The organism is Flavobacterium sp. Root935 (genome assembly GCF_001429295.1).
Lineage (GTDB): Bacteria > Bacteroidota > Bacteroidia > Flavobacteriales > Flavobacteriaceae > Flavobacterium.
Genome location: NZ_LMJL01000008.1, coordinates 763,635 through 780,014 on the forward strand (window position 1 = coordinate 763,635; position 16,380 = coordinate 780,014).

15 protein-coding genes are annotated in these 16,380 nt (G+C 31.2%); 11 read left to right on the top strand and 4 right to left on the bottom strand.

From position 1 onward, the window contains the following. Positions 1–113: 113 nt before the first annotated feature. Positions 114–4,640, bottom strand: coding sequence for a translocation/assembly module TamB domain-containing protein (locus ASE40_RS08420; RefSeq protein WP_057116498.1), 4,527 nt, complete (start codon positions 4,638–4,640; stop codon positions 114–116). Positions 4,641–4,834: 194 nt separating this feature from the next. On the opposite strand from ASE40_RS08420, the gene tsaD reads away from it, so the two are divergent. The 9 genes from tsaD to ASE40_RS08465 all read left to right on the top strand — a co-directional run bounded on the left by tsaD (position 4,835) and on the right by ASE40_RS08465 (position 12,832). Continuing rightward, positions 4,835–5,857 carry a tRNA (adenosine(37)-N6)-threonylcarbamoyltransferase complex transferase subunit TsaD gene (tsaD, locus tag ASE40_RS08425; RefSeq protein WP_057116499.1) on the top strand — a complete coding sequence of 341 codons (1,023 nt, stop codon included), beginning with the start codon at positions 4,835–4,837 and terminating at the stop codon, positions 5,855–5,857. A gap of 3 nt (positions 5,858–5,860) precedes the next feature. Next, positions 5,861–6,577, top strand: a complete 717-nt coding sequence (locus ASE40_RS08430; RefSeq protein WP_057116500.1) for a 16S rRNA (uracil(1498)-N(3))-methyltransferase — start codon at positions 5,861–5,863, stop codon at positions 6,575–6,577. A gap of 134 nt (positions 6,578–6,711) precedes the next feature. Beyond that, a complete protein-coding gene (locus tag ASE40_RS08435) occupies positions 6,712–7,350 on the top strand; it encodes a DUF4159 domain-containing protein (RefSeq protein WP_057116501.1) in 639 nt (212 codons plus the stop codon). Positions 7,351–7,469: 119 nt separating this feature from the next. Continuing rightward, complete coding sequence (locus tag ASE40_RS08440) at positions 7,470–7,967, top strand: TrmH family RNA methyltransferase (protein ID WP_057116502.1); 498 nt, start codon at positions 7,470–7,472, stop codon at positions 7,965–7,967. A 292-nt stretch (positions 7,968–8,259) separates the two neighbouring features. Beyond that, complete coding sequence (locus ASE40_RS08445) at positions 8,260–9,219, top strand: zinc metalloprotease (protein ID WP_057116503.1); 960 nt, start codon at positions 8,260–8,262, stop codon at positions 9,217–9,219. 107 nt (positions 9,220–9,326) lie between these two features. Beyond that, positions 9,327–10,418, top strand: coding sequence for an AI-2E family transporter (locus ASE40_RS08450; RefSeq protein WP_057116504.1), 1,092 nt, complete (start codon positions 9,327–9,329; stop codon positions 10,416–10,418). A 2-nt stretch (positions 10,419–10,420) separates the two neighbouring features. Continuing rightward, positions 10,421–11,599, top strand: coding sequence for a THUMP-like domain-containing protein (locus ASE40_RS08455; protein ID WP_057116505.1), 1,179 nt, complete (start codon positions 10,421–10,423; stop codon positions 11,597–11,599). 3 nt (positions 11,600–11,602) lie between these two features. Further along, positions 11,603–12,169, top strand: a complete 567-nt coding sequence (locus ASE40_RS08460; protein WP_057116506.1) for a hypothetical protein — start codon at positions 11,603–11,605, stop codon at positions 12,167–12,169. Between the two features lie 141 nt (positions 12,170–12,310). Beyond that, on the top strand, positions 12,311–12,832 hold the full coding sequence (locus ASE40_RS08465) for a hypothetical protein (protein WP_057116507.1): 522 nt from the start codon (positions 12,311–12,313) through the stop codon (positions 12,830–12,832). A gap of 11 nt (positions 12,833–12,843) precedes the next feature. Here the strand turns inward: ASE40_RS08465 and ASE40_RS08470 are convergent, their stop codons facing one another. Next, a complete protein-coding gene (locus ASE40_RS08470) occupies positions 12,844–13,491 on the bottom strand; it encodes a M15 family metallopeptidase (RefSeq protein ID WP_057116508.1) in 648 nt (215 codons plus the stop codon). A gap of 204 nt (positions 13,492–13,695) precedes the next feature. Between ASE40_RS08470 and ASE40_RS08475 the strand changes: the two genes are divergently transcribed. Further along, positions 13,696–14,217 (top strand): hypothetical protein, encoded by a 522-nt coding sequence (locus ASE40_RS08475; RefSeq protein ID WP_057116509.1) that lies wholly within the window; start codon positions 13,696–13,698, stop codon positions 14,215–14,217. A gap of 159 nt (positions 14,218–14,376) precedes the next feature. Here the strand turns inward: ASE40_RS08475 and ASE40_RS08480 are convergent, their stop codons facing one another. Together ASE40_RS08480 and ASE40_RS08485 are read right to left on the bottom strand one after the other, a co-directional pair. Next, a complete protein-coding gene (locus ASE40_RS08480; RefSeq protein WP_057116510.1) occupies positions 14,377–15,480 on the bottom strand; it encodes a fatty acid desaturase family protein in 1,104 nt (367 codons plus the stop codon). 177 nt (positions 15,481–15,657) lie between these two features. After that, positions 15,658–15,984: a helix-turn-helix domain-containing protein gene (locus ASE40_RS08485; protein ID WP_057116511.1), complete on the bottom strand. Its 327-nt coding sequence runs from the start codon at positions 15,982–15,984 to the stop codon at positions 15,658–15,660. Between the two features lie 125 nt (positions 15,985–16,109). Between ASE40_RS08485 and ASE40_RS08490 the strand changes: the two genes are divergently transcribed. Next, entirely contained in the window at positions 16,110–16,379 is a 270-nt protein-coding gene (locus ASE40_RS08490) for a hypothetical protein (RefSeq protein WP_057116512.1), read from the top strand. Position 16,380: the final 1 nt, after the last annotated feature.

Consider the following 16,380-nt stretch of genomic DNA (forward strand, 5'->3'; position numbering starts at 1 on the left):
TAAAAATCGGAATTTCTCTCTCACATGAAAAATTCGAATAGAGGCCCTAAATTTAGCACAAAAAAAACCATTATAAGTATAATGGTTTATAAATGTATATTTTTAACAAACTGTTAATAATCGTTATCTGGAATTAAACCTTGATTATTAACTGGTTCTTGTTTTTTCTTCTTTTCTTCCTCCTTTTTCTTTTTCTCTTCTTCTTTCTCCGCTTTCTTTTTATTTTTTTCCGCATCCTTTTTACTGGTGAAGTTCACGTAATCAGGATTTAAATAAGAATCTTGAAGATCGTCTGACGAACCTTTTACAGCTTTTTCAATTTTATGATTCTTAAACAGCTTATTGACTAATTCACTAAAAGTATCAAAATCGACTTCATAAGAAATACCTACTCCTTGTGTATAACCAATTCCCTGCCCGATATAATTAATATCATTTTCTTTATTGAATAAACGAAGATTCATTGTACCGTCTTCATTAACACGATAAAGAATTTCAATATCTCCTACGATGGCAGATTCATTTACACCTCCAACAGGAACTCCCAATTTACCATTGATTGTAATTCTTTCGTTAACCTGAGAAGATATATTCGCCACAAACTGGCCATCTACTTCCTGCCCCATTCTTCTATCGGCAGCAATATAGTTTAAGTCTATGTTGACTTTATCATTATCTGATTTTATAATTCCGCCTAATAAACTAGATGCAGTTTCTGTTAAAGTACCCGAGAAATCTCCTTGGCTAAAACCGTCTGTACTCATAAACGAACCTGTAGATAATAAATATAACGCCTGTGTCTGACGAATATCTTTATCGTCTAACTTATATTGTATCTCCGATTTCAACACATTACTTACAGATGGAAACTGAATATCAAAATTGGGTTCTGGACTTGCCAAATCTCCTCTCAATCCAATTACAACTTCTACAGGAACTTTTTTGTTGAACGAAGAAGTATTATCTAAAAGTACAGCAGGATTGGCCTGAGTTTTATAAACTGCTTCTAAATTCAGCTGAGCACGCATCGGGTTTCCTTCCCAAATAATAGAACCTCCCTTTTTAACAGCAAATTTTTTATCGATAAGTCCGCCGTATTTAAAATTATAAGTTCCTTCGTATGCCTGGAAATCTCCCCACATATTAAATTTACCCAGCGTATTAATTTTAAATAAAAGCGACCCATATCCTTTTCCTTTCATACCATGTCCAGAATTTCGGTCGAGTATAACTTCTACTTCGGCATCTGGCGTAATATCAAAATCAAACTCTAGTTCAAGTCCGTTGTAATTTCTGGTTTTCTCAACAATTCCGTTTGCCAGGTTAAATTTTTCTTTTGGCGTCACAAAATGAATCCAGCTGCTCTCTCCAACACTTTGTACATTATTAATAGGTATCTTAACTTCAGTTCCTTTCTCAGACTTGGCATCAACCTTAATAAATAAACTTTCTACCGGACCTCTTATACTAGCCGATCCGTTTATGAAAGCCGTGCCAAAATACGCAGCATCGTCACTATCTTTTGTATCGAGCGCTAATAATCGTTTGGAAGTTATGTTTAGATCTAATTTCCAATCTCCAAAATTATGATGCTCAATACTTCCATTCAACAAACCTTTTGTTCCATATTTAGTATCCGTCAGCTGATTATTTCTAAATAAAAATTTCTCATTTGTCAAATCAATTACTGTTCGATCGCTTAATTCGTAATCGACATTTAGATAGGGCACAGTCATTCCTGCCTTTTCAACATACAATCGTCCGTTTATTTCTGGTTTTTTCAAATTCCCTACAACAGCTGCATTTCCAGAAACAGAACCTCTCACATTCGACAGGACATCCCCTCCAACCGTTCCTAAAGTTGCAAGATTAAAACCTTCCAGTTTTAAGTTCATGTCCAATATCGTTTCTTTGTTCTCAACTGCAAAAGTTCCTCCGGCTCTAAATGATTCTGTAAAACCATTTTGTATAGACGAATTGACCGTAAACTTCCTAAAAGTTTCGTCTCCAGAAATATCAAAATTAAGTGTTCCCAGCTCTGTATTATTTAAAACAAGATGATCTATTTTTATAGACGCGGTAGGCTGATAAACATTCTTATTCTGTTTATAATTTATGTTTCCATTTAAATTTCCATTAAATACAAACTTGGAATTTAGAGGCGTAATTTTATTAATGTCAACATCTTCAAAATTCAGGACGAGATCTTTATAATCACTTCCTTTAATGACACCATTTAAATCAATTTTCTGATTTTCATGCGATAAAATAATATTATCGATCGTAAAGTTTTTAAAATACTGATCAAAAACAATTTGATTATCTTTCTCAGAATCTTCGTTTAAATACCATATATAGTCTTTAAACTTCATCTCTGATTTCTTGATTCCGACAATATTGTTTTTATTCTTGTCAATAGTATGATACAAATCGAGATTGAAGTAATCTTCACCTGCATTACCGCCTTTAAATTCAGAACGTACAAAGAGCGTATCTTTTGATGTAACATTAATCAAATTAAAATCACGAATCTTATAATAAGGCGTTTTGATACTATCTAACTCGATGTATGCATTGTAAAGCGTATTTTTATTATCGATATTAATTCGAATGTTATCAAATGTATTTTTAGCGGCCGTAATTTTTTGTGATCTAAAACGGAATTTAAATTCCTGTAAATCTGAATCGATTTTTCCTCGAACAACTGTAGACGAATCGATATTAATGTCTGGATAAAGCATTTCTACCACTTTATCGTATACACGGAAATTAAAGCGCAAAAACTGGCCTTTTCTAACTTTATAAGGTTTATAGTTGGTATATAAACTTCCAACGGAATTCATTACCAATTTATCCAATTGGTCAAATCTAAATTTTCCAACAATTTTTCCGTCTACAACATCATTTGAACTAATTGTAATAGTTCTTAGTCTGTCTGCGTCAAAATTGGAATTGATCGTTAAATCTTCAAAAACATAATTGGATTTTGGATTTTGATATTCAGCATCTTTTATAAAAATGTTCCCTTGAAGGTTTTCTATCGAATTTCCCGTTACCTGAACCACAACATCTCCCTTGAAACGAGAAATTGAGTCGTTGATAAATCTCAGTTTTCTTAAATCTGAATTCTCAACATTAATATGAAAATCATAACGATTTTCTTTTTTACTTAAGTCTAATAAACCATCAAAATTTAAATTCAGATTCGGATCATTTATCGCAATTTGACCTTTATAATACGGCAGTTTAAAATTTCCATTTACTACTATATTATTATACGTGTATTTGTTATAATCTAATTTCGAAATATCTCCTTTTATAATAGTATTTAAATACTTTTCTGTAAAACCAACTCCATCCACATCCAGATTCAGCGTTGTTCTTCCGATATCTTTTCGGGCTAGAACCGCACCAACATCAAAATTAGTCAGGATAATATTTCCAGAATATGAAGCTTTATCAATAAAATCCATATTATTCATATGAAGATCGACTTGACCGTTTCCGAGATCGGTTGCCATTTTAAAATCTGTTTCTAATGCTGTTGTAGAAACTTTTGCTTTTCCGACAATATTAAATTTTCCTATTCTTTTAAGTTCTTTCGGAAGTTTTTTACCTAAAACCTCTGGAAGCAAAACCACTAAATTATCATAACTTGAAAGCAGTTTATCAAATTTACCGTCCATAAAAAACTTCTGAGTTTTACTGCCCAAAAGATTTTTGAAATTTATAGTTCCGTTAATTTTTGATCCGTTTGTATCGCTTAATTTTAATTTAGAAAGTGTTAAATTATTTAGCGGACCATCTAATTTTGTTTTTAGTTTAAAATGCTGATTTTTACCTAAGCCATCATAAAAATTACGAATATCATTTGTTGCAATCGATGCTGAATCTATTACAACATTAAACTTGACCTTGTCTGTAAAATCAATGAAATCTTCTGGTTTATAATTTAAAATGGCTAAACCGTAAATTGAAGATCGTTTGGTTGTAATTGCTAAATTTTCAACCTTAATCTGTTTTTTGCTATACGCAAATTTCCCTGCAAAATTAGAAACATACAAACCGCGGTGATCCATAAATGAAAATCGATGAATCCTAGTAGTTACATCTGGTCCATACAATTTAAAATCACTTATATAAGCATTTAGTTTGGTAAAATCTAAAAATAAAGGCGTTGTTTTATTTTCATCTACAACAGAAAATCTTCCCTTTTCGATGTAAGCATTTTTTGCAGTTAAAAGGAAATGTTTTGTTGATTTTTTCTTCGGAGTATTTTTAACCTCAAAGGCTTTTATAAACTTATTGATATTATTTTCGTCTTCGCCTTTATACGTTTTCAGATTAAAAATTAAACCTGTCAAACGTAAATCGCCAAAAATCAAATCGCCGTCCAGCAGTCTGGTGAAGCTGGCAATATCTGTAGTAATGATATCCGAATAAATTAAAGTTTTTTTATGATGATCTAAAATCATCACATTTTTCAATTTAACACCACCAAAAATGTTGATCGCCGTTTTTTCTACACTAATATTTACTTTAAAATCTTCGTTTAAAGAATTGGTCAGATAGTTGGCAATCTGAGTTTGAACTACAGGAAGTGATAATGTAATAGCTAATGCTAACAAAAGTAAAATCAACCCAATTAGGGTTCTAGATATTATTTTCTTTACTTTTTTGATAGCTTCTTTAATTTTAGTTTTCTTTTAAATTTATTTTGAACAGACAAAGAACCGCTGTTTTTGATAAAAATTCTTTAATTTTGGTCACTTCTTAAATCAAAGAAATATAATAATTTGATTTGTCAAATATAATTCAAAATTTGTGCCTTTATATGCAAAATCCAGAGGTTTTTATTCTTGCCATCGAAAGTTCATGCGATGATACTGCTGCCGCGGTTTTACATAACGACAAAGTATTGTCAAATGTTGTTGCCAATCAATTAATTCACAATCAATACGGCGGTGTCGTTCCTGAATTGGCTTCGCGAGCACATCAGCAGAATATTGTTCCAGTTATAGATGCTGCACTTCGTAAAGCAAATGTACAAAAAGAACAGTTAAGCGCAATCGCATTTACACAAGGACCAGGCTTAATGGGATCTTTATTAGTTGGAACTTCTTTTAGTAAATCCTTATCATTGGCGTTAGATATTCCGTTAATTGCTGTAAATCACATGCATGCACATATTTTAGCGCATTTTATTGATGAAGAAGGTTATGATAAACCAGAATTTCCTTTTTTAGCTTTAACGATTAGCGGCGGACATACACAGATTGTAAAAGTGAACAGCTTTTTTGACATGGAAATCATCGGAGAAACAACAGATGATGCTGTAGGTGAAGCATTTGACAAGAGCGCAAAAATCTTAGGACTTCCTTATCCCGGCGGACCATTGATTGATAAATATGCCAAAGAAGGAAATCCGAAAGCGTTTACTTTTACAAAACCGAAAGTTCCTGGTTTAGATTTTAGTTTCTCTGGACTAAAAACAGCTATTTTATATTTCATTCAAAAAAATAAACAAGCCAACCCTAATTTTATTGAAGAAAATCTAAATGATATTTGTGCTTCGATTCAGCATACAATTATCGAAATTTTGATGGATAAAATAAAAATGGCGGTAAAAGAAACCGGAATTACGCAAATTGCCATTGGTGGCGGTGTTTCTGCCAATTCAGGCATTAGAACCACATTGAAGGAAACAGAAAGCAAATACGGCTGGAAAACTTTTATTCCGAAATTCGAATACACAACAGATAATGCTGCAATGATTGGAATTGTAGGTTATCAAAAATATTTATCAAATCGTTTTGAAACTTCTTCTGTAGTTTCAAAAGCACGAATTCAATTTTAAATCATGCAGTTATTTTTTAATCCGAATATAGACGAAAGCACTCAAAGTTTTTCTTTTGATAAAGAAGAGAGCCGTCATATTATAAAAGTTCTTAGAAAAAAAGATTCAGATATTCTGCATGTTACAAATGGTTCAGGATTATTGTTTGAAACCCAGATTACATTGGCTTCAGACAGTAAATGCATCGTTGAAGTACTTTCTATAACGAATGCCGAAAAACCTAAATTTCATTTACACTTAGCCGTTGCGCCAACTAAAATGAATGATCGTTTTGAGTGGTTTCTTGAAAAAGCAACTGAAATTGGAATTCAGGAAATTACCCCAATTTTTTGCGACCGTTCTGAACGAAAAGTGATTAACAAAGACCGTTTCGAGAAAATTATTCTTTCGGCAATGAAACAATGCAACGAAACTTTTCTGCCCAAATTAAATGAAGCGATTTCGTTTAAGGAATTTATCAAAAAACAGCAAAAAGGCCTTCAACTGATTGCGCATTGTGAAGAAACCGATAAAAAATCACTAAAAGAAGTCTTAAAACCAAGCGAAGATGTAACCATTTTAATTGGACCAGAAGGTGACTTTTCTGAGAAAGAAATTGCATTGGCATTAGAAAATAATTACAAGCCTGTAACGTTAGGAAACACGCGTTTAAGAACAGAAACAGCAGCAGTTGTCGCTTGTCATAGTGTTGTTTTTTTTAATGAAGTTCCTAATAATTAAGTTTAATTAGTCATTGCGAGGAACGAAGCAATCGCATTTGCAAATTAAATTTACAAAGCTTTGTCAATAAAAGGTCGTATTACTTAGTGAGGCTGCTTCGTTCCTCGCAATGACAGACCGATAATATAAATTACATGAAAAAAATATTTCTTTTGTTTTTATTGGTTTCCGTTTCTTCATTTTCACAAGAAATTGCTTTGCTTAAATACAGCGGAGGCGGCGACTGGTATGCCAATCCAACATCTCTGCCTAATCTAATCAGTTTTTGCAATGCTAATATTTATACCCGTATAAAGAGCAAACCTTCGACTGTTGAGCCAAGTAATCCTGATTTATTTTCTTATCCTTTTGTGCACATGACAGGACACGGAAATGTAGTTTTCAGCGATTCTGATGTTACCAATCTTAGAAATTACTTAACAGCTGGCGGTTTCTTGCATATTGATGATAATTACGGAATGGATCAATTTATTAGAAAAGAGATCAAAAAAATATTTCCGAATAATAATTTAGTTGAAATTCCTGCAAATCATCCTATTTTTCAAAAACCATTTCCATTCCCAAACGGATTACCAAAAATTCACGAACATGACGGAACTCGTCCGCAGGCGTTTGGTATTTTTATCGACAATAAATTGGTTTTACTTTATACCTACGAATGCGATTTGGGCGATGGCTGGGAAGATGCTGAAGTTCATAATGATCCAGCAAATGTTAGAGATAAAGCCTTGAAAATGGGTGCAAACATCATCAATTATATTTTTACTAATTAGTGGCTAGTCCTAAGTAATTAGTAACTAGTAATTAGTAATTCATCAATTTAAAAAAACAACATCACCTCTCAACACTAATCACTTTTCACTAATCACTAATTACTTTTTTACTAACAAAAATGCAGCTTACGCACGAAGAAAATCAATTTGAAAGAAAAACGTTTCCCATAACTTTAGTTTGTGATCATATTTACTTTCAACAGAATATTGGTTCATTGTTCAGAATTTCTGAAGCTTTTGGAGTAGAAAATATTATCTTTTTTGGAAAGGATATTCCGCTGACACCTCGTAAAATCAATAAAACTTCTAGAAGCACTCATCTTCATGTACCCCATTCTGTGATTGAAGATTTTACCGAACTTCAATCTTTTCTGATCGATAATGATTTTGAAATTATTGCATTAGAAATTGCTTCAACCAGTAAACCCTTAAAAGAAGTCGTTATTCCAGAAAACAAAAAAATCGCCCTTTTGATTGGAAGTGAAATCAATGGAATCTCAGACGAACTTTTAAAACTTTCACACCAAATTGTCCATATCAATATGTTTGGCAAAAACAGCAGTATGAATGTGGTTCAGGCTGCGAGTATTGCGCTTTACGAACTTACGTGTAAATAATTAATCAATTCTGCTTGTATTTTGAACCATTATTTTGATTTTCAACAATTTGATTTATCGAATAATCGTTTAACGTACAAATTTTTACGACGAAATGCATCAAAAAAAATAAAAATAAAGTAAAATCTTACTAATATTTTTCATTGCTTTTTTGTAAGAACCAGTGTTTGTAAGGCACTGCAAAAATTCCCACAAAATATTCTTTATAAAATTTTTCTGTAATTTATTTTTGTTATAAAATTGCTGCAATGTTTAACTAATCAACATTTTTATAACAAAAACCCAAATTATTATGAAAAAAGTTATTATTACCACATTTGCAGCATTAATGCTCTTTGCTTGTCAAAATGAACAATCTGATTCTAACAGTCCAGATGCAGTAGCAGCTTCTCGCCGAGGATGCGCTACACAAGACGTTTTAGAAGCACAATTAAAAGCTGATCCTTCATTAGCTATTAGAATGAATGAGATTGAAGCATTTACTGCAAAACATTCTCTTACCAATTTTACAGGCCGTTTAGTAAATGGCAAAATCGAAATTCCAGTTGTAGTAAACGTTCTGTATAGAACTGCTGCACAAAATATTTCAGATGCACAAATTCAATCGCAGATTGATGTTTTAAACAAAGATTTTAATGCATTAAACTCTGATTTTAATAATGTACCTGCTTTATTCTCTGGAGTTAAAGCTAATATCGGAATTACGTTTGTTTTAGATCAGGTTATTAGAAAATCTACTACCAAAACTTCTTGGGGTACAAATGATGCCATGAAAAAAACAGCTCAAGGCGGACTTGCTCCTACTTCTCCAACAACTAAATTAAACATTTGGACTTGTAACATTGGAGGCGGAATTTTAGGTTACGCACAATTTCCTGGCGGATCTTCATCTACAGATGGGGTTGTTATTGACCCACGTTACTTTGGATTATCTGGTTCTGCAAATGCTCCATTTAACTTAGGAAGAACTGCTACTCACGAAGTTGGACACTGGATGAACTTACGTCATATCTGGGGAGATGCAACTTGCGGAAGCGACCTTGTTGCCGATACTCCTACTCATAACGCAGAAAACTATGGCGTTCCTGCTTATCCTCACTATAGTACTTGTTCAGGAAATCCTGTAGAAATGACTATGAACTACATGGATTATGTTGATGATGCTGCAATGTATATGTTCTCAACTGGACAAAAAAACAGAATAGCTGCAATATTCACAACTGGAGGTGCCAGAGCTTCATTTGCACAATAATCAGCAAAAAATTATATGGCAAAGCGGGATGTAATACATCCCGCTTTTTTTATTTAAACTCAAATTTTAAAATGCTTTTTCCTATATTTATAGTCTAAAATGAAAACATGATCACCTCAAAAACTATTTCAAACGGAATTTTAAGAGCTTTAGCAACAATCTTAATAGTCGGCATTATTTTATACTTTTTATATTCAATTCAAACAGTAATTGTATACTTATGCATTTCATTACTATTATGCTTAATTTCGAATCCGTTGGTTTTATTTTTAAAGAATAAATTAAAATTCAGCAATTCTTTAGCTGCTACAACAACGATCATTCTTTTTGTTTTTTTAATTGCAGGCTTCATATTATTGTTTGTTCCGTTAATTATTTCTCAGGCCAACAATTTAGCGCTTTTAGATACAGCGCATCTTCAGACAAAATTTATGGAAACAGAAAAACATCTTGAGGAATATTTTAATATCCAGCATATTGATTTAAATAAAGTTATAAAAGATTCTAAACTTACTTCCGTATTGGATTTCAGCTATTTCACAGGATTTCTTAATTCAATACTTAATTTCATGGCCAATATGGGAATGGGATTAGTATCAGTATTTTTTATTACTTTCTTTTTTATTAAAGATCAAACCGTTTTTAAAGATCAAGCGAGAAGAATACTTCCAGATTCAAATGAAGACAAAATTATAAACTCAATCACCAAAATAAATCATCTATTGACCCGCTATTTTATTGGTTTGCTATTGCAGTTGATAGTTGTATTTATTCTATACTTAATTGTACTACTCATCTTCGGAAATAAAAATGCGTTTGTAATTGCTTTTTTGTGTGCCATATTAAATATAATTCCATATTTGGGACCGATTATCGGAACTACTTTGGCTGGCATCTTGACCATGATCAGCATGATCGGACAAGATTTTCAATCGGAAATTCTGCCAACTACAATTTATGTAATAATAGGATTTTTAGTCGTTCAGGCTATTGACAATAATATCAGCCAGCCAATAATTTCGTCAAAAAGTGTAAATTCGCACCCGTTAGAAATATTCTTAATTATTTTAATTAGTGGTATTACGTTTGGAATTGTTGGTATGATCATCGCGGTTCCAGTTTTTACAATGATTAAAGTAATCTTAAAAGAATTTTTTCCTAACAATAAAATTGTCTCCGTATTAACCGAAAGAATTTAGCTTTGAACACTTCTATTTTGCATCCAGATATTCAGGAATTTATAATTCAAAATACTGGTGCAGACTTAACGAAACTAGCCCTTCAGAAAAATCCATTTCCAGAAGCAGACTGGATTGTAATTTTAAATCAAATCGAAGCGCGTTCTAAAGCAAAAGAAAAACTTCCGACTTGGTTTTCGGCTGCAAATATTATTTATCCAAGCAAAATTTCGGTAGAACAGACTTCTTCAGAAAAAACAGCCGCTTACAAAGCTGATTTAATTTTAGGTGAAACTTTAGTCGATCTTACAGGTGGTTTTGGCGTTGATGATTATTACTTTTCTAAGAAATTTAAAGCGGTAACGCACTGCGAAATCAATGAAGATTTATCTGAAATTGTAAAACATAATTTCAATCATTTAGAAATTAAAAACTGTACTTTTTATGCTGGCGATTCCATTCATTTATTAGAAAAATCCGATCAAAAATATGATTGGATTTACATAGATCCTTCGCGAAGAAATGATGCAAAAGGCAAAGTTTTTATGCTGAAAGACTGCCTGCCAAATGTTCCCGAATTACTTGATTTTTATTTTGAAAAAGCAGATTCTATTTTAATTAAAACTGCGCCTTTGCTGGATATTTCGGCTGGATTGTCTGAATTGAAAAATGTAAAAAACATTCATGTCATTGCGCTGGAAAATGAGGTTAAAGAATTACTTTTCGAAATTCACAAAAATTATTCGGGTGAAATAAAATTAAAGACTGCGAATATTTTAAAAGAGACAACCGAAACTTTTGAGTTTGTTTTAGGCGAAATATCTTTTCCTATTTATGATTTTCCGCAGAAATATCTGTATGAACCCAATTCGGCTATTATGAAATCTGGCGGTTTTGATGAAGTAAGTGCTGTTTTTCAAATTAACAAACTGCATAAACATTCCCATTTGTACACTTCAGAAAACTTAATTGATTTTCCAGGAAGAAGATTTGAAATTAAAAAAGTGATTCCGTACAATAAAAACGAAATGAAAAATGAACTTGCGAATCAGCAGGCGAATATCACAACGCGTAATTTTCCAGAAACGGTTGAAAACATTAGAAAAAAATGGAAAATAAAAAATGGCGGGAATTTGTATTGTTTTTTTACAACCGATGTAAAAGATAACAAAATAGTTTTAATTTGCAGCAAAATAATCTAAACAATGAAACAACTATTTACTTTAACCATTTTTCTATTAACCCTTACCGCTTTTGCCCAAAAACCATGTGAATATAGTACCAACGTTACCGATTCTATTGGTTCTTATAAAATCACTAACGAATATTTAGTAAACGAGAAAAATTTTGGAGGAACTTCTAATTACATCTTTTTTTCGCTTGCTCAAACAGACGGACTACCGACTTTAAATGTGCAGTTAATTCAAAAGAGTAAAGAATTTATCAAAGCGAATTGTTTTGACAAAAATTCTAAAATATTTTTACAGCTGCAAAACGGAAAAATTGTTTCGCTAATGCACATTAACCAAGAAAATTGCGGAACTCTTATCCGTGACGAAAAAGGTTTTGACAATCGTGTTAATACTGGTATTTTTCTTTTTATGAAAGACAATTACGAAGAGCTGAAAAAATCTCCTGTAACCTTAATGCGAGTTAAATACTTAACCAACATTGAAGATTACATTGTAAAGTCTGAATTAACATCTGAAATGAATGGTAAAGTTTTCCATCCAAATACTTATTTTATGGATAACATTCGATGTGTTGAATAATCCAAAATAATTATTTAGCAATAAAACCTTAATTTTAAAGTTAGCATGTAAAAATAACAACATGATTAATTATGAAAAAGGCGATAGATAAAAGTTTTAAATATCTCAAGCTATGGAATATGTTTATTTTCAATAGATATCTTGGAAGATTTTTTGAAAAATGAAAAAATAAAATCAAAAAAACTTTTAAAAAACTTTCAAGATAATCATGACAGATATTTAGCCTTGCTTAAAAAAGGAATATGGTTGCCATTCACTCCAATAAACTCGATAGAATATATTATTAAAATAGAAAATCTTGGTGAATCATTTGATAATCAATGGTTACAAAAGCTAAAATATGATGATTTCAATATCGAAATCAAAGATTCATTATGGATTACTGATACTGGAAGCTTCTACCAATTTGATAAAAATAAATTTTCAGGAGAAGAAATATCATATCAAACACTTGATGGAGAAACATTATATTCTGGATTAAAATTTAATCTATCCTCTGGAAAATATCTTGTATCAATTACAGGTTTTACAAGAAATAAAGAACTTAAATATCCACATCCGAATTATGGTTTTTTATTCTCGCTGAAAAAAGTTGAAGAATTTGACAGTGTAAATGATCCAAGGGAAGATGAAAAATATAATTTTAATATTGCAGATATTTAATTAAAGAATAATTAATCACATTTCCATTTTTGATTGGCAACTTTATCTTTTAAACCCGCTTTTAAATTGTAATGCCACCATTCTGAATCAAAAGAATTAAAGCCGTTTTTAATCATAACTTTTTTCAGATAAGCTCTTTTTGAAAGGATTTCTTTTGAAAGCTGTTTGAAATTGTGGCTCGCCTGAATTCCGAAAAAGTCAAAAGAAGTTCCCATATCGACTTCTTTTCCATTTATATCTACCAAAGAAATATCTACGGCTCCTCCTCTATTATGGATGGAGCCTTTTTTTGGATCTGCAACGTATTCTGGATTCGACACAATCTCCCACATTTTCTTTTGGATATCCAAAGGTCTGTAACAATCAAATAATTTGATTCTATAGCCTTTTTTTAGAAAATCAGTATTGGCCGCAATTAAAGCTTTGACCGTTTTTAAACGGAGCATACATTCGGCACAATCATATACTTTTGCTTTTAGAAAATTATCTTCGGTTGCGTATTTCATGTCGTAGATAAAATCATTACTGTAATCTCTTAGATTGACAAATGTTGTATCTGAGATTTGTGATTCAGAAATATCTGTGTAGGCTTCGTTTTGTGCTTGTAAAGATGCGGTACCAAAAAGGAAAACGCATAAAAGTTTTGAAAAACAATTCATTGCTTTATAATTTTAAAAAATTGAAGTTAATCAAAAAAACTTAAAACTGCTTCCTTTATAATTTGATCTTTACACTAAAATAATATGTTTTATAATTTACATGGTTTTAAATCTCTTTCAAAACAGACTTTATTTTAATATCTTTATGAATATTAGATTATTATGACTTTATAATTTAAATTATTAATTCTAAAATCAATTATTATGAATTGCAAAGCCAAATACTTTTCTCTAGTTTTATTAAGTAGTTTTATATTGATTTCATGTAAAAAAGAAACGGTTAAAAGTCTTCCTACAACAGATTCAACCTCTATAATAACACATGCCTTACAATCAGATTCGGCCGTAATTAATCCTTCAGATACCTTAAATGATTTGGTTGATAAAAGCGTTATTGGAACTCAGTTTTTAACCAAAAGCAGTCTGGCTCCAAGGCTGAAAAAATTATTAGGAGCTGATTATGATCAAATGGTAAAATATTGGAATACCGAAACGCCTTTTGAAAAACAGGAAAATATCCTGCATGCCTGGGGATGTAAACAACACGACTGCAGTAACTATTCGTATGATCTTTTTATAGATGTAAAAAACAATAAGATAAATGTTTACAAATTTGAAAAATCTAAATTAACAATTTTTAAAGAAGATGATTTTGAAATAGAAATTAAAGATAACTTTTTGAAAGATTTGAACGTTAAAAAAGAAAATGTAGAAGTTGAGGGGTAATTGTTGATGGTTAATGGTTAATGGTTAATGGTTAATGGTTGATGGTTGATGGTAAATTGTTAATTGTTAATGGTTGGTGTTTAATGCCTATTTTAACTTTTAACTTTTAACTTTTAACTTTTAACTTTTAACTTTTAACTTTTAACTTTTAACTTTTAATCAAATCTCCCCTGTCATTAAAATATTTTCTTTTACTCCTTTATTTTTGAGCATTCTGAAATGGGAACGCACGGCGTGATAAAAAGGATACGAAGTATAAGGCAGGTTGTATTCTTCTGCGTAACGTCTTATTATTGGGGTGATGTACGGATAATAAGTATGCCCAACACCTGGAAAAAGATGATGTGCAACGTGATGTGTAAATCCGCCGTATAAAAAATTGGCTAGTTTACTATTGGTGCTAAAATCTTTGGTAACTATCATTTGATGTACTGCCCAAGTATCAGAAAGATTGCCTTCTTCATCTGTATTCGGAAAATGAGCATCTTCATCGACATGAGTCGAAACCAAGGCTACTACCCCAAGCGCACTGCCGCACATGTGCATAGACAGCCAGGCAAACAGAACCATATACCAAGGCTGTTTTAAAAGTATCATTGGCAGGAAAAGCAAATAAGCAATATTAATAATCTTGGCCGCAAATAAGCGATAGATTTCTGGTCTCGGAATCTTTTCGACTACTTTTTTTACGTAATTATCTTTGGTGCCAAAAAAATCTTTAAAATCTCTAATATATATCCAGTTGAGACTATAAAGCGGATATATAAACCACATATAAATATGCTGATATTTATGATAATTAAATAATGGACTGTTGGGAAATATTCTAATTATATCGCTTTGTTTGATATCTACATCCCAATCTGGAACATTTGGATATGCATGATGCAGGCTGATATGACGGCGCATCCAGAGCCAGTGATTACTGCCGAAGAGTTCTAAAACATATAAAAACCATTCGTTATGTTTCGGTTTTCTAAACAATGCTCCATGCGCTGCATCATGAAAAGCATTTATAAATAAAACAATCATAGTAATTCCAGACAAAATATAAAATAGAAAAAGCAAATAGGTCTGGTTACCAAAAAGTAAAATACAGCTGTAAAATAGAAAGAAAACAACTAGAAGTCCTAGAGATTTTACAACATTTAATACGTATAAAGATGAATTCTTTAAGACGGTTTCATTCACTTCTAAACGCATCTTTTTAAAAAAATCATCAGTTCCGGGTTTGACATAAACCGGTCGTTTTAATTTTTCCATGTGTATTCTGGCTAGAAATTGTCTATCAAATTTAATAAAAAAAAACTTAATCTACTATAACACATTTATTTAACTATAAACTTTGTAAAATAAAAAAAACCACTCTATTAGAGTGGTTTCAATAAATTTTTTTTCAGGTTATTTTGTTAGATATTTTCGGAAAATTATTTTTTAAAACTATTCCTCAAACTTTTTTTCTGCCAGGCGCAATCTAATGGTATGGATACGATCTTCTATTTCTTCTAAATCATTAAGAATATCATGTTTTTCGTAAACCGCCCTGTCTTCATTAACCATATTTTGCTCTTTTTCTGGAGCAAAAAGATCATTCAAATCTACATCTGGGAAGTTTTTACTTAAACTAATAAGGAATTCAGATCCAATATTAGCAGTACCATGTAAATATCTTCCAATCATTACTGGGCTAAATCCTAAAATTTCGCCAACCTCTTTTTGCTTTAATCCTTTAGCTTTAAAGAATTTGCTTAATTTTTCGTTATACATCATTATTTAAATTCAATATAAAATGTACTCAAAATACTTTTTTTAACATAAAAACTTATTTAAAATATAATATTTTTCTTACATTTACATAAATTATAAAAGATTAAGTTATTAATAGCAAATATATGTCAAAATTAATCAAAAACAGCAATTTTAAAGAAGATAATTCTCACAACCTAAAAGCTTACGAATTTATTGACAAGCATTTACCAGTTACCTATGTCGACTTAACTATCGCTTGCCTGCTTAAAAAAGGAAAAACTCCTCCAAGTAAAGCTTTGATTAGAAATGTAAGAAATAAAGCAATATTAAGAAATGACATTTTGCTTGCATTGGTAGAAGTAGCTGCAGAAAATAAAGAGGCAATTGAAAAAATTAAACTTATAACTTCTTAAA

What these genes read in the sequence shown, in the direction of transcription:
- tsaD (WP_057116499.1), top strand. Translation starts at nt 4,835, where the DNA reads ATGCAAAATCCAGAGGTTTTTATTCTTGCCATCGAAAGTTCATGCGAT.
- ASE40_RS08430 (WP_057116500.1), top strand. Translation starts at nt 5,861, where the DNA reads ATGCAGTTATTTTTTAATCCGAATATAGACGAAAGCACTCAAAGTTTT.
- ASE40_RS08435 (WP_057116501.1), top strand. Translation starts at nt 6,712, where the DNA reads ATGAAAAAAATATTTCTTTTGTTTTTATTGGTTTCCGTTTCTTCATTT.
- ASE40_RS08440 (WP_057116502.1), top strand. Translation starts at nt 7,470, where the DNA reads ATGCAGCTTACGCACGAAGAAAATCAATTTGAAAGAAAAACGTTTCCC.
- ASE40_RS08445 (WP_057116503.1), top strand. Translation starts at nt 8,260, where the DNA reads ATGAAAAAAGTTATTATTACCACATTTGCAGCATTAATGCTCTTTGCT.
- ASE40_RS08450 (WP_057116504.1), top strand. Translation starts at nt 9,327, where the DNA reads ATGATCACCTCAAAAACTATTTCAAACGGAATTTTAAGAGCTTTAGCA.
- ASE40_RS08460 (WP_057116506.1), top strand. Translation starts at nt 11,603, where the DNA reads ATGAAACAACTATTTACTTTAACCATTTTTCTATTAACCCTTACCGCT.
- ASE40_RS08470 (WP_057116508.1), bottom strand. Translation starts at nt 13,491, where the DNA reads ATGAATTGTTTTTCAAAACTTTTATGCGTTTTCCTTTTTGGTACCGCA.
- ASE40_RS08475 (WP_057116509.1), top strand. Translation starts at nt 13,696, where the DNA reads ATGAATTGCAAAGCCAAATACTTTTCTCTAGTTTTATTAAGTAGTTTT.
- ASE40_RS08480 (WP_057116510.1), bottom strand. Translation starts at nt 15,480, where the DNA reads ATGGAAAAATTAAAACGACCGGTTTATGTCAAACCCGGAACTGATGAT.
- ASE40_RS08485 (WP_057116511.1), bottom strand. Translation starts at nt 15,984, where the DNA reads ATGTATAACGAAAAATTAAGCAAATTCTTTAAAGCTAAAGGATTAAAG.
- ASE40_RS08490 (WP_057116512.1), top strand. Translation starts at nt 16,110, where the DNA reads ATGTCAAAATTAATCAAAAACAGCAATTTTAAAGAAGATAATTCTCAC.